The organism is Dermacoccus sp. Ellin185 (assembly GCF_000152185.1).
Classification (GTDB): domain Bacteria; phylum Actinomycetota; class Actinomycetes; order Actinomycetales; family Dermatophilaceae; genus Dermacoccus; species Dermacoccus nishinomiyaensis.
In genome coordinates, this window is record NZ_AEIQ01000085.1 from 99,092 (window position 1) to 122,050 (window position 22,959).

Annotated in this window: 25 protein-coding genes and 2 tRNA genes; 21 read left to right on the forward strand and 6 right to left on the reverse strand. The window is 68.8% G+C overall.

The window, feature by feature from the left end; genetic code table 11:
* Positions 1 to 7: 7 nt before the first annotated feature.
* Together HMPREF0321_RS09060 and HMPREF0321_RS16510 are read left to right on the forward strand one after the other, a co-directional pair.
* Positions 8 to 601, forward strand: a complete 594-nt coding sequence (locus tag HMPREF0321_RS09060) for a class F sortase (protein WP_006945996.1) — start codon at positions 8 to 10, stop codon at positions 599 to 601.
* A 158-nt stretch (positions 602 to 759) separates the two neighbouring features.
* The gene (locus tag HMPREF0321_RS16510) at positions 760 to 1,458 is read left to right on the forward strand and encodes a hypothetical protein (RefSeq protein ID WP_006945951.1); all 699 of its coding nucleotides are present in this window, start codon (positions 760 to 762) and stop codon (positions 1,456 to 1,458) included.
* A 70-nt stretch (positions 1,459 to 1,528) separates the two neighbouring features.
* Here HMPREF0321_RS16510 and HMPREF0321_RS16515 read toward each other — a convergent pair whose 3' ends face one another.
* Positions 1,529 to 1,729 carry a hypothetical protein gene (locus HMPREF0321_RS16515; protein ID WP_050786539.1) on the reverse strand — a complete coding sequence of 67 codons (201 nt, stop codon included), beginning with the start codon at positions 1,727 to 1,729 and terminating at the stop codon, positions 1,529 to 1,531.
* Positions 1,730 to 1,907: 178 nt separating this feature from the next.
* Here HMPREF0321_RS16515 and HMPREF0321_RS16520 point away from each other — a divergent pair, with 178 nt between their 5' ends.
* The 10 genes from HMPREF0321_RS16520 to HMPREF0321_RS09115 all read left to right on the forward strand — a co-directional run bounded on the left by HMPREF0321_RS16520 (position 1,908) and on the right by HMPREF0321_RS09115 (position 13,148).
* Complete coding sequence (locus tag HMPREF0321_RS16520) at positions 1,908 to 2,324, forward strand: class F sortase (protein ID WP_255569627.1); 417 nt, start codon at positions 1,908 to 1,910, stop codon at positions 2,322 to 2,324.
* 161 nt (positions 2,325 to 2,485) lie between these two features.
* A complete protein-coding gene (locus HMPREF0321_RS09075; protein WP_006945936.1) occupies positions 2,486 to 3,010 on the forward strand; it encodes a histidine phosphatase family protein in 525 nt (174 codons plus the stop codon).
* 243 nt (positions 3,011 to 3,253) lie between these two features.
* Positions 3,254 to 5,170 (forward strand): acetolactate synthase large subunit, encoded by a 1,917-nt coding sequence (locus tag HMPREF0321_RS09080; RefSeq protein WP_006946012.1) that lies wholly within the window; start codon positions 3,254 to 3,256, stop codon positions 5,168 to 5,170.
* The gene (gene ilvN / locus HMPREF0321_RS09085; RefSeq protein ID WP_006946034.1) at positions 5,167 to 5,685 is read left to right on the forward strand and encodes an acetolactate synthase small subunit; all 519 of its coding nucleotides are present in this window, start codon (positions 5,167 to 5,169) and stop codon (positions 5,683 to 5,685) included. The genes HMPREF0321_RS09080 and ilvN overlap by 4 nt, the downstream gene beginning before the upstream one ends.
* Positions 5,686 to 5,774: 89 nt before the next feature.
* On the forward strand, positions 5,775 to 6,809 hold the full coding sequence (gene ilvC / locus HMPREF0321_RS09090) for a ketol-acid reductoisomerase (RefSeq protein ID WP_006945953.1): 1,035 nt from the start codon (positions 5,775 to 5,777) through the stop codon (positions 6,807 to 6,809).
* A gap of 204 nt (positions 6,810 to 7,013) precedes the next feature.
* On the forward strand, positions 7,014 to 8,855 hold the full coding sequence (gene ilvD, locus HMPREF0321_RS09095; protein WP_006945871.1) for a dihydroxy-acid dehydratase: 1,842 nt from the start codon (positions 7,014 to 7,016) through the stop codon (positions 8,853 to 8,855).
* 118 nt (positions 8,856 to 8,973) lie between these two features.
* A complete protein-coding gene (locus tag HMPREF0321_RS09100) occupies positions 8,974 to 9,846 on the forward strand; it encodes a hypothetical protein (protein ID WP_006945989.1) in 873 nt (290 codons plus the stop codon).
* Positions 9,847 to 9,923: 77 nt separating this feature from the next.
* A complete protein-coding gene (locus HMPREF0321_RS09105) occupies positions 9,924 to 10,958 on the forward strand; it encodes a 3-isopropylmalate dehydrogenase (protein ID WP_006945931.1) in 1,035 nt (344 codons plus the stop codon).
* A gap of 170 nt (positions 10,959 to 11,128) precedes the next feature.
* A complete protein-coding gene (locus tag HMPREF0321_RS09110) occupies positions 11,129 to 12,223 on the forward strand; it encodes a branched-chain amino acid aminotransferase (protein WP_006945941.1) in 1,095 nt (364 codons plus the stop codon).
* Between the two features lie 16 nt (positions 12,224 to 12,239).
* A complete protein-coding gene (locus HMPREF0321_RS09115) occupies positions 12,240 to 13,148 on the forward strand; it encodes an HAD family hydrolase (RefSeq protein WP_235006119.1) in 909 nt (302 codons plus the stop codon).
* A 123-nt stretch (positions 13,149 to 13,271) separates the two neighbouring features.
* On the opposite strand, the gene HMPREF0321_RS09120 is transcribed toward HMPREF0321_RS09115, so the two are convergent.
* Positions 13,272 to 14,168: a hypothetical protein gene (locus HMPREF0321_RS09120; protein ID WP_006946017.1), complete on the reverse strand. Its 897-nt coding sequence runs from the start codon at positions 14,166 to 14,168 to the stop codon at positions 13,272 to 13,274.
* 105 nt (positions 14,169 to 14,273) lie between these two features.
* Here HMPREF0321_RS09120 and HMPREF0321_RS09125 point away from each other — a divergent pair, with 105 nt between their 5' ends.
* From HMPREF0321_RS09125 to rdgB, 6 genes are all read left to right on the forward strand, one after another.
* Positions 14,274 to 15,056 (forward strand): fumarylacetoacetate hydrolase family protein, encoded by a 783-nt coding sequence (locus HMPREF0321_RS09125; protein ID WP_006945908.1) that lies wholly within the window; start codon positions 14,274 to 14,276, stop codon positions 15,054 to 15,056.
* Positions 15,057 to 15,162: 106 nt separating this feature from the next.
* Positions 15,163 to 15,963, forward strand: coding sequence for a glutamate racemase (gene murI / locus HMPREF0321_RS09130; RefSeq protein WP_006945967.1), 801 nt, complete (start codon positions 15,163 to 15,165; stop codon positions 15,961 to 15,963).
* Positions 15,960 to 16,727: an MBL fold metallo-hydrolase gene (locus HMPREF0321_RS09135; protein ID WP_006945863.1), complete on the forward strand. Its 768-nt coding sequence runs from the start codon at positions 15,960 to 15,962 to the stop codon at positions 16,725 to 16,727. Before murI ends, HMPREF0321_RS09135 begins: the two co-directional genes overlap by 4 nt.
* 216 nt (positions 16,728 to 16,943) lie before the next feature.
* Complete coding sequence (locus tag HMPREF0321_RS09140) at positions 16,944 to 17,975, forward strand: S66 peptidase family protein (protein WP_040014800.1); 1,032 nt, start codon at positions 16,944 to 16,946, stop codon at positions 17,973 to 17,975.
* A gap of 227 nt (positions 17,976 to 18,202) precedes the next feature.
* Complete coding sequence (gene rph / locus HMPREF0321_RS09145; protein ID WP_006945987.1) at positions 18,203 to 18,970, forward strand: ribonuclease PH; 768 nt, start codon at positions 18,203 to 18,205, stop codon at positions 18,968 to 18,970.
* On the forward strand, positions 18,967 to 19,590 hold the full coding sequence (gene rdgB, locus HMPREF0321_RS09150; protein WP_006946027.1) for an RdgB/HAM1 family non-canonical purine NTP pyrophosphatase: 624 nt from the start codon (positions 18,967 to 18,969) through the stop codon (positions 19,588 to 19,590). Before rph ends, rdgB begins: the two co-directional genes overlap by 4 nt.
* A 12-nt stretch (positions 19,591 to 19,602) precedes the next feature.
* On the opposite strand, the gene HMPREF0321_RS09155 is transcribed toward rdgB, so the two are convergent.
* Positions 19,603 to 20,586, reverse strand: coding sequence for a hypothetical protein (locus HMPREF0321_RS09155; RefSeq protein WP_006945933.1), 984 nt, complete (start codon positions 20,584 to 20,586; stop codon positions 19,603 to 19,605).
* On the reverse strand, positions 20,583 to 20,864 hold the full coding sequence (locus tag HMPREF0321_RS09160) for a hypothetical protein (RefSeq protein WP_006945861.1): 282 nt from the start codon (positions 20,862 to 20,864) through the stop codon (positions 20,583 to 20,585). The genes HMPREF0321_RS09155 and HMPREF0321_RS09160 overlap by 4 nt, the downstream gene beginning before the upstream one ends.
* Before the next feature lie 67 nt (positions 20,865 to 20,931).
* On the opposite strand from HMPREF0321_RS09160, the gene HMPREF0321_RS09165 reads away from it, so the two are divergent.
* Positions 20,932 to 21,255, forward strand: coding sequence for a hypothetical protein (locus HMPREF0321_RS09165; RefSeq protein WP_006945929.1), 324 nt, complete (start codon positions 20,932 to 20,934; stop codon positions 21,253 to 21,255).
* Between the two features lie 232 nt (positions 21,256 to 21,487).
* On the opposite strand, the gene HMPREF0321_RS09170 is transcribed toward HMPREF0321_RS09165, so the two are convergent.
* Together HMPREF0321_RS09170 and bcp are read right to left on the reverse strand one after the other, a co-directional pair.
* Positions 21,488 to 21,568 (reverse strand) — tRNA-Leu (locus tag HMPREF0321_RS09170).
* Positions 21,569 to 21,742: 174 nt separating this feature from the next.
* Complete coding sequence (gene bcp, locus HMPREF0321_RS09175; protein ID WP_006945970.1) at positions 21,743 to 22,213, reverse strand: thioredoxin-dependent thiol peroxidase; 471 nt, start codon at positions 22,211 to 22,213, stop codon at positions 21,743 to 21,745.
* Between the two features lie 87 nt (positions 22,214 to 22,300).
* On the opposite strand from bcp, the gene HMPREF0321_RS09180 reads away from it, so the two are divergent.
* On the forward strand, positions 22,301 to 22,561 hold the full coding sequence (locus HMPREF0321_RS09180) for a DUF3618 domain-containing protein (protein WP_006946019.1): 261 nt from the start codon (positions 22,301 to 22,303) through the stop codon (positions 22,559 to 22,561).
* A gap of 156 nt (positions 22,562 to 22,717) precedes the next feature.
* Positions 22,718 to 22,793: transfer RNA gene (locus HMPREF0321_RS09185), tRNA-Lys, on the forward strand.
* The last annotated feature ends 166 nt before the right edge of the window (positions 22,794 to 22,959 follow it).

Sequence of the window (22,959 nt, forward strand, 5' to 3'; positions counted from 1 at the left end):
GACGCCCATGGATCGTCGAGGATTTCTGACGGTAGCCGGCGCCGCGCTGTTCGGCGCCACGGCGTGCTCATCGGGTGGCTCGGGCGGCTCGTCGTCGGACCACACCGCTTCAGTGCCCACGACGTCCGTGGCGCCGACCGCGAAGGCGTCGAAGGGCGGCGGCAGCGTGCCGGTGAAGCTGACGATCCCGTCGATTGATTTCGACCGCAAGCTCACGGGCATGGGTCTCACGGACGACGGCGAGATCTCGCCGCCCCCCGGCGTGACGCAGTGGTACAACGCCACCGTCAGCCCGGGCCAGAACGGCATCTCGGTCATCGCCGGGCACGTCACCTATGACGGCCCCGACGTGTTCGCCAACCTCGAGAAGGTCAAGGTCGGCGATCAGCTCAGCGTCGGGTTCGCCGATGGTTCGTCGAAGAAGTTCGTCGTGGTGCGGGAGAAGTCGGTCGACAAGCAGGCCCTACGCACCGACCAGAGCGTGTGGGGCTCCTCGAGCACACCCAGCCTCGTGCTCATCACGTGCGACGCCGAATCCAAGCTCGTCGGCCAGCACCACCTCAACAACTTCGTCGTGTGGACGAAACCCGTTTCCGGATGATTCACCTGCATTACTGCGCAGTACCACTGACAATCCTCCCAGCCTGTGCTTAGCTGAATCACAGGCGGGGAGGGGTCAGCGTTCACCGCGATCCCTGCGGGGGCCGCGCAGAGCATGACGCACCGCCGAGTCCAAAGGAAATCTCGAAAGGTGCCATCATGAAGAAGTTTGCTGGTCTCGCAGCGGTCGGCGTCGGCGCGCTCGCCTTCACAGGTGCAGGCGCATCGCAGGCGGCTGAGACGCACATCAGCGGTAACCTGCAGTACACGTCGATGACCTACTGGTGCGACAAGGGCAAGCCGAACTTCGCATTCGGCTACCGCACGCTGAACAAGACGGAGTCGCAGGTCACGTTCACGGCTTCGGGCTTCAAGCCGCTCGTGACGAAGAACGTCTCGCCCTACACGGCGAGCCGTACCGTCTACGCCGTCGGGGGTTACGCAGGCAAGCCGATCACGGTGACGGCACACGCTGCCTCGACCGGTTCCTCCTTCAGCGTCTCGGGTCGCGTTCCGTCGAGCTGTGCCGGCCTGCCCACTGTCCTTCCGTTCACGGACTGGTCCGCCGCAGGCAAGCCCACCGCGCAGCCGGTGCCGACGAAGCCGGCCCCGACGAAGCCGGCCCCGACGAAGCCGGCCCCGACCAAGCCCGCGCCGACCAAGCCGGCTCCGACCAAGCCCGCGCCGACGAAGCCGGCTCCCACCACGTCGGCCCCGACCACCACGGGTCAGGGCCCGAAGGTCGAGACGGACCGCGTCGTCACGAACCAGAACGACACCACCGCTGCCGCGGCCGGCCTGGGCGCCCTCGCCCTCGCGGGTGGCGGGCTCGTCGTGGCGCGTCGCGCGCGCCGCTGACGAGCGTCTCGCGATGCACGGTGACGCCGGGGTCCTCGACGGATCCCGGCGTCACCGCGTCCAGGGCGACCTAGACTGACGCCATGAAGAACACCTTGGGGAAGTGTGTCGGCGCGGTCTCGGTCGCGCTCTGTCTGAGTGCGTGTGGTAGCGGTGGGGGAAGCTCGGACAAGTCCGTCTCCGTCTCAGCATCGTCGACATCGCCGTCGTCCGTCTCGGTCACGTCGTCCAGCTCCGCGCCCTCGCCGTCGGGCACGGCAGCGTCGAGCACGTCGGCCGCGTCGTCGTCGGCTGCCCCGGCCCCTCAGACCAGCGGCCCATCGTCAGCCGGTCGTCCCAGCGGCTCGGCCACGCCGCGTGCGAGCGCATCGAGCGGCGTCTCCAAACCCGGCGGAGGAAGCGGTGGCGCGAGCGTCGCGGTTCCGAGGTCCGCCGCGGTCAACATCTCGATCCCGAGCATCGGGCTCGATCACAGCATCGTGCCCGGCGGGCTCAACGGGGGCGTGCTGAACCCGCCGAGCGGCGTCATCCAGCAGTTCACCGGATACGGGCGTGTGACCCCGGGCAAGCCGGGCATCAGTGTGCTCGCGGGCCACGTCACCTACAACGGGCCCGACGTGTTCTACAAGCTGTCGAGCGCCCCGGTCGGTGGCCGGGTCACGATCTCCTACGCCGACGGCACGCACAAGGACTTCGTCATCACCTCGAAGGCCAGCGTCGACAAGAACGCGCTGCAGAACGACTCGCGCGTGTGGGGCGCGAGCGCCGCCCCGGTCCTCGCACTCGTCACTTGCGACTCCTCGAGCGGCTGGGCCAACGCGCAGCACCACACCAACAACTTCGTCGTCTGGGCGAGCCCCGCCTGAGATCGGTCCGGCACGGACCTCCGACCGAAGGCCGAACGGCCGACGCCGATGCGATCGTCGATGGCCACGCCGAGCGACGATGGCGGCCAGAGCGTCGAGGCCTCATGCGGGCCGCGTGGCCGCGTTTGGCGTGAGGCGTACGCGGCGACGAAGATGAGCAGGTGAGTGAAACCACCCGACGTCTCGTACTCCTTCGTCACGCCACCGCCGAACCGGCCGGCCCTGACGGTGACGAAGCGCGCCACCTCAGTGACGGTGGCGTGAGCGAGGCCCGCGCCGTCGGCCGGTGGCTCAAGAACGAGGGGCTGCTCGGCGATGTCGTCGTGTGCTCGCCGGCGCTGCGCACCCGCGAGACGTGGGCCGCCATCCAGGACGAGACGGGCCATGGCGTCATCATCACGATGGAGCCCGCCGTCTGCGAAGCCGACACGCAGGCGCTGCTGGCCGTCGTCCACGAACTCGACGCGACGGCGCCCGAGGCGACGAGCGCGATCGTCGTCGGCCACGCGCCGGGTTTGCCGCAGCTTGCCCATGACCTGTGTGCCGGCGAGGGCGCGGACATCGATGTCGTCACGCGCGGATTCGTGCCGGCCTCGGCTGCCGTGCTCGAGACCACCGGAGCGTGGACCTCGTTCCTGCCCGGCGGCGCGAGCCTCACCACCGCTCGCCCCGGGACGGCGGGCTGACGCGGACACCGAACGCCGCCCTTCGCTGACCGCATCGTGAGATGCGCGTCTCACGATGTTGACCCATGAGTAACCCCGCGACAAAACTATGTGACATGGCACAGGTTCTCGTACTCACGCAGCGTGCGTTCTGATCGGTTCGACCGACACGACGCACGCTGATCCCTCATCGCCGCACAGGCTGGGGGATTTTTTGATGCCAGACCCTCGTGCACGACCTCCAGGTGAAAGTGGTGAGTACTGATGAGCGATACGGCGACGACCGATCGCACACCCACCCCGGGTGACGTCGCGGCGAAGCGCGCAGGCGAGCAGGTGAGCGTCACCGGCGCGCAGAGCCTCGTCCTCGCGCTCGAGGCGCAGGGCGTCGAGACCGTCTTCGGCCTGCCCGGCGGTGCGATCCTGCCGGCCTACGACCCGCTGCTCGACTCGGTCTCCGTCCGCCACATCCTCGTCCGCCACGAGCAGGGCGCCGGTCACGCGGCGCAGGGTTATGCCGCCGCCACCGGCAAGGTCGGCGTCTGCATGGCGACCTCCGGCCCCGGCGCGACGAACCTCGTCACGCCCCTGGCCGACGCGTACATGGACTCCGTGCCGATCGTCGCCATCACCGGCCAGGTCAGCTCCAAGACCATCGGTACGGACGCGTTCCAGGAAGCGGACATCCGCGGCATCACGATGCCGATCACGAAGCACAACTACCTCGTGACGGACCCGGCCGACATCCCGCGCGCCATCGCCGAGGCGTTCCACGTGGCGCGCAGCGGCCGCCCGGGCCCGGTCCTCGTCGACATCACGAAGGACGCGCTCGTGTCGAAGACGACATTCTCGTGGCCGCCGCGCTTCGAACTGCCCGGTTACCGCCCCGTCACGACGCCGCACGCCAAGCAGATCAAGGCGGCCGCCGAGATGATCCGCGCAGCGGAGCGCCCGGTGCTCTACATCGGCGGCGGCGTCATCCGCGCCGAGGCGAGCAAGGAGCTGAAGGCGCTCGCCGAGCAGACGCAGATCCCCGTCGTGACGACGCTCATGGCGCGCGGCGCCTTCCCCGACAGCCACGAGCTGCATCTCGGCATGCCGGGCATGCACGGCAGCGTCCCCGCCGTGACGGCGCTGCAGCGCGCCGACCTGCTCATCACGATCGGCGCCCGCTTCGACGACCGCGTCACCGGTGCGCTCGACAGCTTCGCGCCCGAGGCCAAGGTCATCCACGCCGACATCGACCCGGCCGAGATCAGCAAGAACCGATACGCCGACGTCCCGATCGTGGGCGACGCGCGCGAGGTGCTGCTCGAGCTGGCGCGTGCGCTCGACGACGTCGACACCTCGCGCTACGCGACGTGGCGTGAGACGACGGCGTCGTGGAAGGAGCAGTTCCCGCTCGGCTACGCGACGCCGGAGGACGACAAGCTCGCGCCGCAGTACGTCATCGAACGCATCTCGGCGCTCACCGGGGCCGAGGGCACGTACGTCGCCGGCGTCGGCCAGCACCAGATGTGGGCGGCCCAGTTCGTGACGTACGACCGTCCGAACGCGTGGATCAACTCCGGCGGCCTCGGCACGATGGGCTACTCGGTGCCCGCCGCGATGGGTGCGAAGGCCGCCGAGCCGGAGCGCACCGTCTGGGCGATCGACGGCGACGGCTGCTTCCAGATGACGAACCAGGAACTCGCGACCTGCGTCATCAACGACATCCCGATCAAGGTCGCCGTCATCAACAACTCGAGCCTCGGCATGGTGCGCCAGTGGCAGACGCTGTTCTACAACGAGCGCTACTCGAACACCGACCTGCACACCTCGCACGGCGGCAGCCGCATCCCCGACTTCGTCAAGCTCGCCGACGCCTACGGCTGCGTGGGCCTGCGCTGCGAGCGGCCCGAGGACGTCGACGCGACGATCAAGCAGGCGCTCGAGATCAACGACCGTCCCGTCGTCATCGACTTCGTCGTGGAGCGCGACGCGATGGTGTGGCCGATGGTGCCCGCCGGCGTGAGCAACGACCTCATCACGATGGCGCGCGACATCACGCCCGTCTGGGATCGCGACGAGGACGACGCCGACGACGTCAACATCCCGGACGAGGACGAGGCGGTCGAAGCGGCCCGCGAGGATGGCGCTGCCACAGCCGACGCCGCGCAGACGAAGGAGCAGCAGCGATGACGACGAACCGCCACATCCTGTCCGTGCTCGTCGAGAACAAGTCGGGTGTGCTCGCGCGCATCTCCGGGCTGATCTCGCGACGCGGGTTCAACATCCACTCCCTCGCCGTGGGGGAGACGGAGGATCCGCACGTCTCGCGCATGACGGTCACGGTCGACGCCGACGACGTCGCGCTCGAGCAGGTCGTCAAGCAGCTCAACAAGCTCGTCGAGGTGCTCAAGGTCGTCGAACTCGACCACGCGAGCGCCATCGAACGTCAGCTCGTGCTGTTCAAGGTGAAGGCTGACGCCGCGACGCGCTCGCAGATCATCGATCTCGTGACGATGTTCCGCGCCAACATCATCGACGTGACCAACGAGTCGGTCGTCATCGAGGCGACGGGCACGCTCACGAAGCTCGAGGCGCTGCTCACGACGCTCGAGCCGTTCGGGATCCGCGAGCTCGTGCAGTCCGGCGTCGTCGGTCTGGGTCGCGGCTCCAAGGCCATCTCGGCGCGCGACAAGAAGAAGAACTGAACTTTCCGCCCGAGTGAGTGCTCGGGCAGAATCGAACCGAACAGGCCGCCGCTTCGATGCGGCGGACGTGATGAAGAGGAGTTTCTCCCGTGGCTGACATGTTCTACGACGACGACGCCGACCTGTCGATCATCCAGGGCAAGAAGGTTGCCGTCATCGGCTATGGCTCGCAGGGCCACGCCCACGCGCTCAACCTGCGCGACTCGGGCGTCGACGTGCGCATCGGCCTCGCCGAGGGCAGCAAGTCGAAGCAGAAGGCCGAGAACGAGGGCCTCACGGTTCTCTCGGTCGCCGACGCGGTGAAGGAAGCCGACGTGGTCGTCATCCTCACGCCCGACCAGGTGCAGCGCACGGTCTACGCGAACGACATCAAGCCCAACCTCAAGCCCGGCACGACGCTGCTGTTCGGCCACGGCTTCAACATCCGCTTCGGCTACATCACGCCCGAGTCGGACGCCGACGTCGTCATGGTCGCGCCGAAGGGCCCCGGCCATCTCGTGCGTCGTGAGTACGTCGACGGTCGCGGCGTGCCCGTCATCGTCGCCGTCGAGCAGGACGCCTCGGGTTCGGCCTGGGATCTCGCGAAGGCGTACGCGAAGGCCATCGGCGGCCTGCGTGCCGGCGGCATCAAGACGACGTTCACCGAGGAGACCGAGACGGACCTGTTCGGTGAGCAGGCCGTCCTGTGCGGTGGCGCGAGCCAGCTCGTCATGTACGGCTTCGAGACGCTGACGGAGGCCGGCTACCAGCCGGAGGTCGCGTACTTCGAGTGCCTGCACGAACTGAAGCTCATCGTCGACCTCATGGTCGAAGGTGGCCTCGCGAAGCAGCGTTGGTCGATCTCCGACACGGCCGAGTTCGGCGACTACGTCTCGGGCCCGCGGGTCATCGACGAGCGCGTCAAGGAGAACATGAAGGCCGTTCTCACCGACATCCAGAACGGCAACTTCGCCAAGCGCTTCATCGACGACCAGGACGCTGGCGCGCCGGAGTTCAAGAAGCTGCGCGAGAAGGGCGCCTCGCACCCGATCGAGAAGACGGGCAAGGAACTGCGTGGCCTCATGTCGTGGCTGAAGGACTCGGACACGGATTCGGACTATGTCGAGGGTTCGGCTGGCCGCTGAGGATCGAGCGAGCGGCGGTAGGACCGGAACGTAGTGAGGATCCTGCCGGAGCGAGCGTTGACGAAGCGGCCGAAAGAAGATGGCCGTTGATCCTGAAGCCTTAGCCGCTGCTGAGCCGGGCCCGGACACCCTTCGAGGTGGCCGGGTTCGGTCATTCTCTGAACGCCTCTCGCACCGCTTGCTCGAACTTGGGAGACTGAACGCATGCCTGAACTTCGCTCACGCACGACGACTCACGGACGCAACATGGCGGGTGCGCGTGCCCTGTGGCGCGCGACCGGCATGGGGGAGGGCGACTTCGGTAAACCGATCGTCGCGATCGCGAACAGCTTCACGCAGTTCGTGCCGGGTCACGTCCACCTCAAGGACATGGGTCAGCTCGTCGCTGGCGCCATCGAGGAGGCCGGCGGCGTCGGGCGTGAGTTCAACACGATCGCCGTCGACGACGGCATCGCGATGGGTCACTCGGGCATGCTGTACTCGCTGCCGAGTCGCGAGGTGATCGCCGACTCCGTCGAGTACATGGTCAACGCGCATCAGGCCGACGCGCTCGTCTGCATCAGCAACTGCGACAAGATCACGCCGGGCATGCTGCTCGCCGCGCTGCGTCTCAACATCCCGACGGTGTTCGTCTCCGGCGGGCCGATGGAGGCCGGCAAGGCCGTCATCGGGGAGGACGGCACGGCTGAGACGCGTCTCGACCTCATCGACGCGATGATCAAGTCGGTCGACGACACGGTCTCAGACGAGGAGATCACGAAGATCGAGCAGAGCGCATGCCCGACGTGCGGCTCGTGCTCGGGCATGTTCACGGCGAACTCGATGAACTGCCTGACGGAGGCGCTCGGTCTGTCGCTGCCGGGCAACGGTTCGACGCTGGCGACGGCCGCCGCGCGCAAGGAACTCTTCCTCGACGCGGGCCGACTCGTCGTCGACCTGTGCCGCACCTACTACGACGGCGACGACGACTCGGTGCTTCCGCGCGCGATCGCCGCGAAGCCGGCGTTCGAGAACGCCATGCGTCTCGACATCGCGATGGGTGGTTCGACGAACACGATCCTGCACCTGCTGGCCGCGGCGCAGGAGGCGGGTGTCGACTTCGACCAGGAGGACATCGACGAGCTCTCGCGCGTCACGCCGTGCCTCGTCAAGGTCGCGCCGAACAGCAACCAGTTCTACATGGAGGACGTGCATCGCGCCGGTGGCATCCCCGCCATCCTCGGTGAGCTGGATCGCGGTGGCATGCTCAACCGCGACGTCCGTTCGGTGCACAGCCCATCGCTCGAGCAGTGGCTCGCGGACTGGGACATCCGCTCGGGTTCAGCCACCGAGAAGGCCACCGAACTGTTCCACGCCGCGCCGGGCGGGGTGCGCACGACGGAGGCGTTCAGCTCGACGAACCGCTGGAAGAGCCTTGACACCGACCCGGAGAACGGCTGCATCCACTCCGTCGAGCACGCCTACACGAGCGAGGGTGGGCTGGCGGTGCTCAGCGGCAACCTCGCCCCCGACGGGTGCATCGTCAAGACGGCCGGCGTGCCCGAGCACCAGTGGAACTTCTCCGGCCCGGCCAAGGTGGCCGAGAGCCAGGAGCAGGCCGTCGAGATGATCCTCAAGGGCGAGATCGACGCCGGCGACGTCGTCGTCGTGCGCTACGAGGGCCCCAAGGGCGGCCCCGGCATGCAGGAGATGCTGTACCCGACGAGCTACCTCAAGGGCGTCGGGCTCGGCCCGAAGTGCGCCCTCATCACCGACGGTCGTTTCTCCGGGGGCTCCTCGGGTCTGTCCGTCGGGCACGTGTCGCCGGAGGCTGCGGCCGGTGGCGCCATCGGTCTCGTGAAGAACGGTGACGTCATCGAGTTCGACATCCCCAACCGTCGCGTCAACCTGCTCGTCGACGACGCCGAACTCGTGCGCCGTCGCGCCGAGCAGGACGAGCGCGGCTGGGAGCCCGTCGACCGTCACCGCCCCGTCTCGGCGGCACTCAAGATCTTCGCGCGCTTCGCGCAGAGCGCCGACAAGGGCGCCGCGCGCAAGGTGGACTGACCACTTCCCTCCCCGGCGACGCCCGCCGCGCCGAACCGATCGGTTCGCCCCGGCGGGCGCCTTCGTCGGCTCCTCGCATGTCCGCTCCGGCGCGGACCTGCGTGATGGCAAGGACTTCATGAGCGCTACGAGCCTCGCTCTCGTGCTGACCGCAGCACTCCTGCACGCCGTGTGGAACATCGCCGCGAAACGCGTCGTGGGGGACGGATACGTCTTCGTCTGGTTCTACGACGTGCTGTCGGCGATCGTGTGGCTGCCGATCGGGTTGGCCGTCCTCGCCTCCCAGGGGTGGCCGCTGACGTGGTCGCTGCTGTGGGCGCCGATCGTCTCCGGCGTCATCCACATCGTCTACCAACTGTGGTTGCAGACCGCCTACGACCGGGCCGACCTCGGCGTCGTCTACCCCCTCGCGCGCGGCGTCGGACCGTTGCTGACGATGCTCGTCGCCGTCGTGTTCGGGGGCGAACGGCCCGGGCCGGCCGCGCTGCTCGGCGGGCTCGTCATCATCGCGGGCACCGTCGTCGTCGCGAGCGCGCGGGGTGGCGAGCGGCATCACAGCGTCGCGGACGGGTTGAAGTGGGGCGCGCTGACGGGCGCGGCGATCGCGGGGTACACGCTGTGGGACGACGTGAGCGTCACGCACCTGAGCCTCGACCCGGTCGTCTACTTCGCCCTCGGCACCGCGTGGCAGACGGTCCTGCTGACGCCCGGGCTCGAACGCTCGCGCCGCGCGGGCGCCGAGGTCGCCCCCATCTGTCGGCGCTGGTGGCGGGAGGCCGCCGTCATCGCCGTGCTGTCGCCGCTCGCGTACGTCCTCGTCCTCGTCGCGATGCAGTCGACGCCCGTGGCCCTCGTCGCACCGGCCCGGGAGAGCGGCATCGTCGTCGGTGCGCTGCTCGGGGCGTGGATGTTCAAGGAGAGCGGGGTGGCGCGCAAGCTCGTCGGCGCGCTCGTCGTACTCGCAGGGATTGCGTTGGTGGCGAGCGCCTGACGGTTGCGCCCTGCCGCGCGGTTCGTATCGCGAGACCAGCGTTTCGCATGGCAAGACGAGCAGCTAATCTGCGGGGCATGAGCAACATCGATCTCGCAGTCATCGCAGGCGACGGAATCGGCCCCGAGGTCGTCACCGAAGGCCTCAAGGTTCTCGACGCCGTGACCGACGGCGGGGTGAGCACGACGCAGTACGACCTCGGTGCCAAGCGTTGGCACGCGACGGGGGAGACGCTGCCCGACTCGGTGCTCGAGGAGATCCGCGGCCACGAGGCGATCCTGCTCGGGGCGATCGGTGACCCCAGCGCGCCGAGCGGCCTGCTGGAGCGCGAGCTGCTGCTGCGCATCCGGTTCGAGCTCGACCACTACATCAACCTGCGCCCCAGCAAGCTGATGCCGGGTGTCTCGACGCCGCTTCGTGAGGACATTGCGCGCGGTGGCATCGACTTCGTCGTCGTCCGTGAAGGCACCGAGGGCCCGTACACCGGCAACGGTGGTGCGCTGCGCGTCGGCACGCCGCACGAGATGGCAACCGAGGTGAGCGTCAACAGCCGCTTCGGCATCGAGCGCACCGTCCGCGACGCGTTCGAGCGCGCGAACAAGCGTGAGCGCAAGAAGCTGACGCTGCTGCACAAGCACAACGTGCTCTCGTACGCGGGCCACCTGTGGCGCCGCACCGTCGAGGAGGTCGGTGCCGAATACCCCGACGTCACGCACGACTACGCGCACATCGACGCGGCGATGATCTACCTCGTCACCGATCCCTCGCGCTTCGACGTCATCGTCACCGACAACCTGTTCGGCGACGTCGTCACCGACCTTGCCGCGGCCGTGACCGGCGGCATCGGGCTCGCCGCATCGGGCAACATCAACCCCGAAGGAAATGCGCCGAGCATGTTCGAGCCCGTGCACGGCTCGGCCCCCGACATCGCCGGCCAGGGCAAGGCCGACCCGACCGCGACGATCCTGTCGACCGCGCTGCTGCTCGAACACCTCGGGCGCGGCGACGAGGCACGCCGCGTCGAACAGGCCGTCGCCGAGGATCTCGCGTCACGCGGTGACGCCACCCGCTCGACGTCGCAGATCGGTGACGCGATCGGCGCCCGCCTCTGACATCTTCCCGATGCTGCCCGGGTTTCGCGGCGAGGGTGCCGCGAAACCCGGGCAACATCGTCGACGCTCCGCGCTCGCCCCGGACCCGATGACGCCCGCCGTGCTGCTTCGGCGTTAACCTGGGGCCACACAGTGACGCATCCCACTTTTGTGCCAACTTGGAGAAGACCATGGCCCTGACGTTCCCGATGACGCCGAACCCCGCCCCGCGCGCTGACGCGGAGCGCGCCGAGATCCTGAGCAACCCCGGTTTCGGGCAGAAGTTCAGCGACCACATGGTCGTCTCGATCTGGCGCGAGGGCTCCGGGTGGGGTGACGGCGAGGTCAAGGCGTACGGCCCGTTCCAGCTCGACCCGGCGGCGGCCGTCCTGCACTACGCGCAGGAGATCTTCGAGGGCATGAAGGCCTACCGTCACGAGGACGGCTCGGTCTGGACGTTCCGCCCCGAGAAGAACGCGGCGCGCTTCAACCGTTCGGCGAACCGTCTCGCGCTGCCGGAGATCGACGAGAACGACTTCGTCGAGTCGCTGAAGGCGCTCGTCAAGGCTGACGAGTCGTGGGTGCCCGCGTTCGATGCCGGCGAGGCGAGCCTCTACCTGCGCCCGTTCATGTTCGCGTCCGAGGCGTTCCTCGGGGTGCGTCCGAGCCGCGAGGTGACCTACTGCGTCATCGCCTCGCCCGCGGGTGCGTACTTCAAGGGCGGCGTGAAGCCGGTGTCGCTGTGGCTGTCGCGCGACTACTCGCGTGCCGGCGTCGGTGGCACGGGCGCCGCCAAGTGCGGCGGCAACTACGCGAGCTCGCTCGCCGCACAGATCGAGGCGAACGAGCGCGGCTGCGACCAGAGCGTCTTCCTCGACTCGGTCGAGGGCAAGTACGTCGAGGAGCTCGGCGGCATGAACGTCTTCTTCGTGACCAAGGACGGTGAGCTCGTCACGCCGCAGCTCACCGGCACGATCCTCGAGGGCGTCACGCGCGACTCGATCCTCGAACTCGCGAAGGACCTGGGCCTCACGCCCGTCGAACGTCGCGTGACGATCGAGGAGTGGATCGAGGGCTGCAACGACGGCACGATCAGCGAGATCTTCGCGTGTGGCACGGCCGCCGTCGTCACGCCCGTGGGGCGTCTCGTGTGGACGGACGGTGAGGTGACGTCCGGACCCGAGGGCGAGGCCGGCCCGTACGCGACGAAGATCCGCGAGGCACTCCTCGCGATCCAGAAGGGCACCGCGGAGGACACGCGCGGCTGGATGACGCGCCTCGTCTGACCGCGGGCCACGTCCCATGACATCTGCTGGCCTCGACGGCCCGGCATCCCGCGCGACGGGTGCCGGGCCGATGCCGCGTCTCGTCGCGAGTGACCTCGACGGCACGCTGCTCGACGCCGACGGACGCGTCAGCGAGCGCACCCGCGCGGTGTGGTCGGGGCTCGGTGCGCGCGGCATCGAGACGATCGTCGTCACCGCGCGGCCACCGCGCTGGCTCGATCACCTCGCGGAACTCGTGGGTGCTGCCGGATCGCCGGAGTCGACAGCCGACGATGTCGGCGCCCACACCCTGGCGATCTGCGCGAACGGGGCGTTCGTCTACGACCTCGCGACACGGCGCGTCATCGAGGCCGACGGATTCACCGCGGATGAGGCACTCGCCGTCGTCGAGCATCTGCGGCGACGCTTCCCGGATGCGGGAGCTGCCGTCGAGACCGATCGTGGCATGTTCCGAAGCGCCGCCTACCCGGACGCCCACGCCGGCATGCCGGCGCACGACGCCGGCGTCCGCGACTGTGAGCTGACCGCGCTGCCGCCCGACGTCGTCGTCGGCAAGATTCTGCTGCGCGACGAGGCGTGGCGCGGCGATGCGTTCGTCGAGGCGTTGACGGAGTGCCTCGGTGGGCGTGGAGTGCTGGCATACTCAGGAGCGGCAGGGCTTGCCGAGATCAGCGCCCCGGGCGTGACGAAAGCGGCCCGCCTCGAGGCCTGGTGCGGGGAGCGGGGCATCGACGCGAACGACGCGTGGGCCTTCGGCGACATGCCCAACGACATCCCGATGCTGACATGGGCCGGGCGCGGCGTCGCTGTCGAGAACGCTCACGACGAGGTGCTCGCGATCGCCGACGACACCTGTGGCCCCCACGATGCCGACGGCGTCGCCCGCTACCTCGAACGCCGCCTCACCCTCGATTCCCACCCCTGATCCTCAGCGGCTAATCCTGTTCACGTCGGCGAATCTCGTCCCCCTCTGCGACTTACGTTCACATTCGCGATTCATCGACCAGGCTGAGAACGGTTCCAGAAGTGGACGTAAGTCGCAGATGTGTCAGGGCGCGGGGGCGGCACGGTCCAGCACGTCGAGCAGGCGTCGTCGCAACTCCTGCGAACTCCCGGCGAACTCGCGCTGACGACGAACGTACTCGGCGCGGCCGCGCGGCGTCTCGACGGGGACGATGCCGTAGCCGAGGCCGCGCACGTCGTAGGGGCTGGCCTCCATGTCGAGCGTGCGGATCTCCTTGGCGAGTTCGAACGCGTTGAGCACGAGGTCACTCGGGACGAGAGGCGCGAGTTTGTGCGCCCACTTGTAGACATCCATCCCTGCGTGCAGGCACGCAGGCTGTTCGAACTCGACCTGACGCTCGCGCGTCGGGCGCTCGCGATTCAGTTCGACGGCGTCGGGCGTGAAGAAGCGGTACGCGTCGAAATGCGTGCAGCGGATGTCGGCGGCCTCGACGACGTCGTCCGTCGCGGCCTGGCTCAGGCGCAGCGGCAACTGCTCGTGGCGCTGCTCGCCCGGCGCGAGCTTGTAGACCATCGCCCACTCGTGCATCCCGAAGCACCCCAGGTGCGGTGCGCGCGCGAGCGTCGCGGTGAGCAGCGACCTGACGAACGCGATCGTACGGTCGCGTGCCTCGACGAACGCCTCGAGGTCGAGGACGTCGGCATCTCCCACGGCCGTCGTGATGCGGCGGGTGGACCGGTCGTCGGTGATGGGCGTGCGACCGCGCTCGTCGACGAGCAACGCGACGCCTGCGCCCGGGTGCCAGCGCCGCAGCTTGCCGGGGGAGTAGGAGTAGTAGACGAAGAGGAAATCCTCGACGGGATGCTTGCGGTGCTCCTTACGACGTCCGAGATGCGGTTCGACGTGCGGGGCCACGCGTGCCTCGTGGGCGGCGACCGCCTCGCGCCACTGCGCCGGCGTCATCACCTCGACCTGCTCCATCACCCGTCGATCCTAGAACTCGACCCACGGCGCTGCGATCCACAGCCTGCTGCCGCACCGCACCGCCCCGTCAGCGGACCGGCGACGACGAAATAGGATGGACACATGCGTATCGCGAGGTTCACGACGGGTGATGACCCGATGTTCGGTCTGGTCGACGGGGCGGGCGAGAAGATCGCCGAGATCACGGGCGACCCGCTCTACACGAAGATCGAGCTGACGGGTGCCGTCCACCAGGTCGACGACGTGCGTCTGCTCGCGCCCGTCATCCCGCGCTCCAAGATCGTCGCCATCGGCAAGAACTACGCCGAGCACGCGCGTGAGATGGGCGGCGAGGCGCCGAAGGAACCGCTCATGTTCCTCATCCCGAACACCGCCGTCGTCGGCCCGAACGACCCCGTCGTCATGCCGTCGATCAGCGAGCGCGTCGACTTCGAGGGCGAACTCGCCGTCGTCATCGGGCGCATGTGCAAGAAGGTGAGCGTCGAGGAGGCGAAGAAGGTCGTCTTCGGTTACACGATCGCGAACGATGTCACCGCCCGCGACCTTCAGAAGAGTGACGGCCAGTGGTCGCGCGCCAAGGGCTTCGACACGTTCTGCCCGCTCGGGCCGTGGATCGAGACCGAGCTCGACCCGTCCGCCACGCGCGTGACGACGCGCGTCGACGGCGAGGTGATGCAGGACGGGCCGACGTCCGACATGATCCACGACGTCGCGCAGCTCATCTCGCACGCGTCGCAGGCGTTCACGCTGCTGCCGGGTGACGTCCTCCTCACCGGCACCCCCGAGGGCGTCGGCCAGGTGCGGGCGGGGCAGCGCGTCGAGGTCGAGATCCCCGAGATCGGCGTACTCGCCAACACCTACGTCGCTGACGAGGACGACGCCTGACGGCGCCCATTCCGGGCGGCCGAAGCGATGCGATATGGGCAGCCTCACACCTCCTCAGGTCGCAACCGGTGAGTAGCACCACACGTCACGACTTACCCTGAAAAGCGTGACTGACGCACCGATCGGCATCTTCGACTCCGGCTACGGCGGTTTGACCGTGGCGCGCGCCGTGCTCGACCAGCTGCCGCACGAGAAGATCATCTACCTCGGCGACACCGCCCGCGCGCCCTACGGCCCGCGACCCATCGCCGAGGTGCGGCAGTACGCCATCGAATGCCTGGATTCACTCGTCGAACAGGGCGTCAAGGCCCTCGTCATCGCGTGCAACTCGGCGTCCGCAGCAGTCCTGCACGACGCGCGCGAGCGCTACGACGTGCCCGTCGTCGAGGTCATCCGCCCGGCGACGCGCCGTGCCGCCGCGGCGACGCGCAACAACCGCGTCGGCGTCATCTCGACGGAGGCGACGCACCAGAGTGGTGCCTACACCGACAGCTTCGCCGCCGCGCCGCAGGTCAAGATCTCGAGCGTCCCGTGCCCGCGGTTCGTGGAGTTCGTCGAGGCCGGCATCACCTCCGGCCCGGAGCTGCTGACGGTCGCGCACAAGTACCTCGACGGCCTCGTCGACGAAGGCGTCGACACGCTCATCCTCGGCTGCACGCACTACCCGCTGCTGACCGGTGTCATCAGCTACGTCGTGGGCTCGACGGTGACACTCGTGTCGTCGGCGGAGGAGACGGCGAAGGACGTCTACCGCGTGCTCGCCGACATCGGTCAGCTGCGCGATCCCGAGCTCGGCCCGACGCAGCACCAGTGGATGACGACGGGCGACCCGGCCGCGTTCGAGACCCTCGCGCGGCGCTTCCTCGGCCCCGAGGTGACCGCGGTGACGCGTGAGGCGGCGCTGTGAAACTGACCATCATCGGTTGCTCAGGCTCCTACCCGGGCCCTGAATCGCCCGCCTCCTGCTACCTCGTCGAGGCGGAGGCCGACGGCAGGCGCACCTCGGTGCTGCTCGACTTCGGCAACGGCTCGCTCGGCGCGCTGCAGCGCTACCGCGAGGTCGACGAGATCGACGCCGTCGTCATCAGCCACCTGCATCCGGACCACTGCCTCGATCTGTGCAGCTATTACGTCGTGCGCAACTACGACCCGCTCGGTCGTTTCGACGCCAAGTTGCCGGTGCACGCACCCGCGGGCGCACGCGAGCGCCTGACGCGCGCCTACGCCGTCGACAAGCCCGAAGACCTGGGCACAGCCTTTGACTTCGTCGACCTCGTCGACCGTCAGACGTTCGAGATCGGCCCGCTGCGCATCACGCCGCACCTCGTCAACCACCCCGTCGAGGCGTACGGGCTCCGCGTCGAGGCCGACGGCGCCGTGCTCGCGTACACGGGTGACACGGACGCCTGCCCGGCACTCGTCGAGCTCGAGCGGGACGCCGACCTCGTCCTCACCGACTCGGCCTTCGTCGACGGTCGCGACGACGAGATGTGCGGCGTCCACCTCAGCGGCTCGCGCGCCGCGCAGACGGCCAAGGACGCGGGGGCGAAGCGGCTCATGCTCACCCACATCCCGACGTGGACGCCCGTCGAGGACTGCCTGCGGGATGCTCGCACCGTGTGGGAGGGCGACGTCGAGGTCGCCGTCGCCGGGGAGGCCTACGAGCTCTGACGCGCGCCGCGCGCCGTCGACGGGCGGCGTGCCGTCGCACCAGGATGGCGGATGACTCACAGGTGGGGGTTTGCTGCATGCCTACCTGTGGGTTACGCGCCATCCTCGGGTGGCGCAGTGTCGCGCCGGCAGAACGACATCGGCTGACGGGGGCGCGCACCGGGGGCGGAGCAAATGCGCCCGCGCCTGCTCACGGTCGAATGCCAGGATGACGGCATGTCGACCGAGATTCGCTACCCCCGCCCGCTGCGTCCCGGTGACACGGTTGCCGTGACCGCCCCGTCGGCGCCGGTTCGACCCGAACACGAGGCACGGCTGACTTTCGTCACTGACTGGCTGCGTGGCCGCGGTTTCGAGGTGGTCCTCGGCGAGTGCCTGATCGGTGACGGCATCACGAGCGGCCCCGCGCGTGCACGGGCCGATGAGTTCAACGCGTTCGTCCGCGACCAGGCGGTGCGCGCCGTCGTCCCGCCGTGGGGCGGGGAGCTGGCCATCGACCTCGTCGACCTGCTCGACCACGACGCGCTGCGCGCGGACCCTACCTGGGTCGTCGGGTGGAGCGACATCTCGACGCTGCTGCTCCCGCTGACGCTGCGCTCCGGCGTCGCGACGATGCATGGCCAGAACCTCATGGACGCGCCGTACGGGCTGCCGCATGGCACCACGCACTGGCTCGACGCCGCCACGATGCCGGCCAGGGCGTCCTTCGTCCAGGAGGACCCGCGCGTGCGTCGGCGCGGTGGGTTCGACGACTGGGAGCGTCACCCCTGCGCCGACCGCATGGATCTGAGCGAGCCGACGACGTGGCGTGTGCTCGCGGGGGAGCCGCGCGTCGACGTCTCCGGACGGCTCATCGGCGGGCGCCTCGACGTCGTGTGCCATCTCGCGGGCACCCCGTACGGCGACGTGCGCCACTTCGCTCGCGACCACGAGGATGACGGCGTCATCGTCTACCTCGAGAACTGCGAGGCACCCTCGCTCGATGCTGCGCGCATGCTCCACGGGCTGCGCCTCGCCGGGTGGTTCGAGGGGGCATCAGCGGTGCTCATCGGCCGGACCGGTGCGCCCGAACGAGCAGGTCTGACGCAGGACGACGCGATTCTCGATGCGCTGGGGAGCCTCGACGTGCCGATCGTCGCCGACGTCGACTTCGGTCACGTGCCACCCGGCAACGTCCTCGTCAACGGATCCCTCGCGCACGTCGTCGTCGACGGGGAACGCCACGAGATTCGTCAGACCTTCGTGTGATGCCCGGCGAGCCCGGTGCCGGCACTCACTAGCCGACGTTCACCTGGCGCTCCTAACGTGTCAGCCCCCAACAGGATGGCGGGTAACTCACGCCTCGGCGGAAAACATCTCGCCGACGCGTGAGTTACCCGCCATCGTCGGGTCCACGGCCGTCAGGCGACCGCGAGCGGCATCTCCAGGCTGCGGTGCCGCTCAGCAACCCTCGCCGCGCTCGATAGGCTGACGCCATGACTGACGCAGCCACGCCCACCCCCCGCCACGACGGCCGCACCCCCGATCAGTTGCGCGAGGTGCGCATCACCCGCAACTGGCTCGATCACGCCGAGGGCAGCTGCCTCGTCGAGTTCGGTCGCACGCGCGTGCTGTGCGCTGCGTCGTTCACCGAGGGCGTGCCGCGCTGGCTCAAGGGCCAGGGCACCGGCTGGGTGACGAGCGAGTACGAGATGCTGCCGCGCTCGACGAACACCCGCAGCGACCGCGAGGCGCGCAAGGGCAAGGTCGGTGGCCGTACCCACGAGATCAGCCGCCTCATCGGGCGTAGCCTGCGCGCCGTCATCGACACGAAGGCGCTGGGGGAGAACACGATCGTCATCGACTGCGACGTCCTGCAGGCCGACGGCGGCACGCGCACCGCGTCGATCACCGGCGCCTACGTAGCGCTCGCGGATGCCATCGCCGACGCTCAGGCGCGCGGTCTCATCGCCAAGAAGGCGAAGCCTCTGACGGATTCGGTCGCCGCGATCAGCGTCGGCATCGTCGCCGGTCAGCCGGTGCTCGACCTCGACTACCCCGAGGACTCGACGGCGGAGACCGACATGAACGTCGTCATGACGGGTTCGGGCGGCATCGTCGAGGTGCAGGGCACCGCCGAGGGTGCGCCGTTCAGCCGTGACGAGCTCAACGCCCTGCTCGACCTCGCCGCCGACGGCATCGCCGACCTGACGACGAAGCAGCGCGACGCTCTCGCCGCCGACGCTCGCGAGCGCCTGCAGTGAGCGACGCTCGCCCCGCCGAGGCACGTACCCGCGTCGTGCTCGCCACCCGCAACGCCGGCAAGATCGCGGATTTCCAGCACCTGCTCGACGCAGCGCAGCTGCCCATCGACGTCGTGAGCGTCGGCGAGTTCGCCGACCTGGCCGACACCGTCGAGACGGGTGTGACGTTCGAGGAGAACGCGCGCCTCAAGGCCGATGACGTTGCGCGCGCGACAGGTCTGCCGGCGCTCGCCGACGACTCGGGGCTTGCCGTCGACGTCCTCGGTGGCTGTCCGGGCGTGTTCTCGGCACGCTGGTCGGGCACGCATGGCGCGGATCAGGCGAACATCGACCTGCTGCTCGCCCAGACCGGCGACGTGCCCGCCGACAAGCTCACCGCGCGCTTCATGTGCTGCGTGGCGCTCGCAGTTCCCGACGAGTCGACGCAGGTGGAGTTCGGCCATGTCGAAGGGCGCCTGACGCGCCATCAGCGCGGTACGAACGGGTTCGGCTACGACCCGATCTTCGAACTGCCCGACGGCCGGACCATGGCCGAACTCACCGCGGACGAGAAGGCTGCCATCAGCCATCGCGGGCGAGCTTTCCGCGCGATCCTGCCGCAGGTGGCGGCGCTCGTCTGAGGCTCGGCGAAGCTATTTCGCCGAGGTCGATGCCGTCGCCGACGTCGATGAAACCGACGCGGATCCTGACCGCGCACCAGATGGCGCTGCCTTCCACGGCAGCTGTACGGTCGTGCTCGTGAAGACCGCATCCTGACCCAGTTCTCCCGTGGCCTGAGCGACGTCGAGCCCCCACGTCGTCGGGCGCTTGACGTTCGAGCAGATGATCGTGAACAGCCGTTGCTGTGTCGGCGTCTTCACACCCGGGCGATGTTCGGGCGACAAGGCCGTCGTGCACTCAGGGAACTCATTCGTGTCCTGGGCCTCAGCGACGGCGAGCGTGAGTGCGGCATATTCGGTGGCCCACGCCGTCACCGTCACGTTCTCGCCCTGGTAGTGGGCGGACACGACCTGCGTGTCGACGGGCTGGTCGGCCTGGATCGGCGCGTCCGGATCTGTCTGCGGACTGCCCTGGGCCTTGGCATCGCCGAGCGCGAAGATCGCCGAGGTCGCGCCCGTGTGCGTGGCGTCGCCCCAGAGGCCGGAGATGGCAGGACGCTTCAGCGCGCCGGTGACGTGGCACGTCAGGGTCACGAGGTGGGTGACGTTCTTCAGGGCACCCTTGATCGGTGCAGACAGGGGTTTCTCCGAGGTCTTGCTGCACTGGGGATCAGCGTCACCTCCTTGGATGAGCTGCCCACCGCCCGCGGCTCGCGTGTCCTGAAGAACGAAGTCGGCCTCGGGCGCAGTCGCGAGCGTCAGGGCGTACGAGCCCCGGGTGTAGGTCGCCGAACGAACCCAGATCTGTGTCGGGACGAATTCGGGCGCATCGGTCGAACCTTCGGCGGGGACATCCGGATCCGTCGGGCCCGTGCCCTCGGGCAGATCGATGGTGGGGACGACGGAGGGCCGCGTCATGCGACTCGACGACGGGGACGCCGGGGTGATGGCCTGCGCGGAGCAGCCGGTGAGCGCGAGGAGCGTCGCGACCGCGATCGCGCGACGGGCGCGCTTCACGGCGTCGTGCCGACAGCCAGGGGGGTGGCGACGCTGGCTCCCGAGCCGCCGCCCGCGACGCGCACGATGAGGAGCGTCGCAGCATTCTGCTCGCCCGGGCAGTGCAGCGAGTACGTCGTCAGCATGCCCTGGACGCCCTTGGTTCCCGCAGTGCAGACGCCCCCCGCCGATGCTGACGGTGACATGCCGTTGGCGCCCGGGGAGGTCGGGGCCAGAAAGAACGTGGCGCCGGGGCGCGTCGTGACGACCGCGTCGTACGCACCGTTGGCGTACGTCACGGAGGTGATCTCGACTCTGAACGCGCCGGACGACGACGGCGCCGGGCTGGTCGGGTAGGGGACCGTCGTGCTCGAGGCGCCGGCGCTCGTTGCGCTCGAGGATGCGCCGTTCGTGCCGCTGGCACTCGATGACGGCGCTGCCGACGACGACCCGCTCGCAGGAGCCGAGGCGGTGGACGATGGGGGCGTGGACGCGGCCGACACTGAGGCCGACGTCGACGCTGATGACGAGGCGTCACCGCTCGTCGACGATCCGCCCGAGCACCCGACGAGGGTGGTGAGGGCGCAGAGTGAGACTGCAGCCGTGATGGTGTGTCGCATGGCTTCCTCCGACGACGGGTGCGCCGGCCGGGACGAGCTGGGGCGTTCGTGCTCGGCTGGGGCGTCGTGACGTGCTGGGCTCACAGTAGAGCCGCCGCGACGTCAGGGGAGGGCGTTTTCGGTTGCGAATCGGTCTCGGTTGCCCGCGAGGTGAGGGAGCGGGCCAACCTGGGCGGGTCTTGGATCCGGGCGATGGCCGCTCGCCTGCCGAGTGGGGCCCGTCAACTCGAGCCCACCCGAGCACCACACTCGACATGCGACGAGGACGGCCCCGCGTCTGCGAGTGCCGCCCTCGTCCTCGGTGCGCCTGGGGAGACTTGAACTCCCACGTCTAAGACACCAGAACCTAAATCTGGCGCGTCTGCCAATTCCGCCACAGGCGCAGCGCCGACGATCCTACGTCACGTCGTCCGAGCCCATGCCGACGCCGACGCTTGCACAGGATGGCAGGTAACTCACGAGGAGGCGAGTCGTGACGGGCTTACACGTGAGTTGTCCGCCATCCTGCGTGGGGCAGAACCGCGGCGGGGCCGCGCCCACCCTGCGTCAGGGCGCGCTCAGGCTTCGAACTTCAGGGCCTTCTTCAGTGACGCGACGTGTCCGGTGGCCTTGACGTTGTAGCGCGCGAGCTCGATGACGCCGTTCTCGTCGATGACGAACGTCGAACGGATGACGCCGACGACGGGCTTTCCGTACAGCTTCTTCTCGCCGTAGGCGCCGTACGCCTCGAGCGTCGTCTTCGACTCGTCCGACAGCAGCGGGTACGTCAGCTGCTCCTTCTCGACGAACGTCGCGAGCTTGGCGGGCGCGTCGGGGCTGATGCCGATGACCTCGTAGCCCGCGGCCTGCAGCGGTGCGAGCGAGTCGCGGAAGTCGCAGGCCTCCGTGGTGCATCCTGGCGTCATCGCGGCGGGGTAGAAGAAGATGATGAGTTTGCGGCCGGCGTAGTCGCCAAGGCAGATCTGGGTGCCGGCGTCACTCGTCAGCGTGAAGTCGGGGGCGCGTGTACCAGCTTCGAGGCGTGCCATGGGTGAAGTCCTCCTGAGCGAATCCGTCTGGTGCGTTAACCTTTGAGTCAAGATCCTAGTTTTCCGCATGTGGCAAGGAGACCCACCATGGCACCCAAGACGGCCAAGCAGATCGAAGCTGAGCTCGCCGCGTCGCGTTCGCGCCTCGCCGGCACGATCGACGAGCTCGCGTTCCGCGCGCAGCCGAAGGAGATCGCCAAGCGTCAGACCGAGAGCGCTCGCCTCGCGCTGACCGACGCGACCCGCACTGCTGACGGCGACCTGCGCTCCGACCGTGTCGCGATGGGTCTCGGCGGCCTCGGTGGGCTGCTCGTGCTCGTCGGCCTCGCGAAGCGCCTTCGCTCCTGACACTGGGCGCCCCACGGCGCCGCCTCCCGACGTGGCCCGTTCGTCCCGCGACGAGCGGGCCACGCGTGTTTCTCCGAGCCGTCGCGACGGGGGAGGCGCAGGCGCTGACACGAATTTGGCCTCGCACCTGCCGTTCATGTAGTGTTTTTCCTCGTTGCGCCAATAGCTCAATTGGCAGAGCAGCTGACTCTTAATCAGCGGGTTCGGGGTTCGAGTCCCTGTTGGCGCACCATGACAACCGTTGCAGTGCAACGGAATGCAGCACATGCGTTGTGTTGGGGGAACGGTCAGGGAACATCTTCCCTGGCCGTTCTTGCGTTAGCGCTGTCGGTGTTCGCTTCTAGGGTTCGGGTCAAGCCCCGATCAGACCCGACGGGGACCGCGGCAAGGAACTCGCC

Bases quoted from the DNA above. Each gene is read 5' to 3' on its own strand.
- HMPREF0321_RS09060 (WP_006945996.1), top strand. From the start codon at position 8: ATGGATCGTCGAGGATTTCTGACGGTAGCCGGCGCCGCGCTGTTCGGC.
- HMPREF0321_RS16510 (WP_006945951.1), top strand. From the start codon at position 760: ATGAAGAAGTTTGCTGGTCTCGCAGCGGTCGGCGTCGGCGCGCTCGCC.
- HMPREF0321_RS09080 (WP_006946012.1), top strand. From the start codon at position 3,254: ATGAGCGATACGGCGACGACCGATCGCACACCCACCCCGGGTGACGTC.
- ilvN (WP_006946034.1), top strand. From the start codon at position 5,167: ATGACGACGAACCGCCACATCCTGTCCGTGCTCGTCGAGAACAAGTCG.
- ilvD (WP_006945871.1), top strand. From the start codon at position 7,014: ATGCCTGAACTTCGCTCACGCACGACGACTCACGGACGCAACATGGCG.
- HMPREF0321_RS09100 (WP_006945989.1), top strand. From the start codon at position 8,974: ATGAGCGCTACGAGCCTCGCTCTCGTGCTGACCGCAGCACTCCTGCAC.
- HMPREF0321_RS09105 (WP_006945931.1), top strand. From the start codon at position 9,924: ATGAGCAACATCGATCTCGCAGTCATCGCAGGCGACGGAATCGGCCCC.
- HMPREF0321_RS09110 (WP_006945941.1), top strand. From the start codon at position 11,129: ATGGCCCTGACGTTCCCGATGACGCCGAACCCCGCCCCGCGCGCTGAC.
- HMPREF0321_RS09115 (WP_235006119.1), top strand. From the start codon at position 12,240: ATGACATCTGCTGGCCTCGACGGCCCGGCATCCCGCGCGACGGGTGCC.
- HMPREF0321_RS09120 (WP_006946017.1), bottom strand. From the start codon at position 14,168: ATGGAGCAGGTCGAGGTGATGACGCCGGCGCAGTGGCGCGAGGCGGTC.
- HMPREF0321_RS09125 (WP_006945908.1), top strand. From the start codon at position 14,274: ATGCGTATCGCGAGGTTCACGACGGGTGATGACCCGATGTTCGGTCTG.
- HMPREF0321_RS09140 (WP_040014800.1), top strand. From the start codon at position 16,944: ATGTCGACCGAGATTCGCTACCCCCGCCCGCTGCGTCCCGGTGACACG.
- rph (WP_006945987.1), top strand. From the start codon at position 18,203: ATGACTGACGCAGCCACGCCCACCCCCCGCCACGACGGCCGCACCCCC.
- bcp (WP_006945970.1), bottom strand. From the start codon at position 22,213: ATGGCACGCCTCGAAGCTGGTACACGCGCCCCCGACTTCACGCTGACG.
- HMPREF0321_RS09180 (WP_006946019.1), top strand. From the start codon at position 22,301: ATGGCACCCAAGACGGCCAAGCAGATCGAAGCTGAGCTCGCCGCGTCG.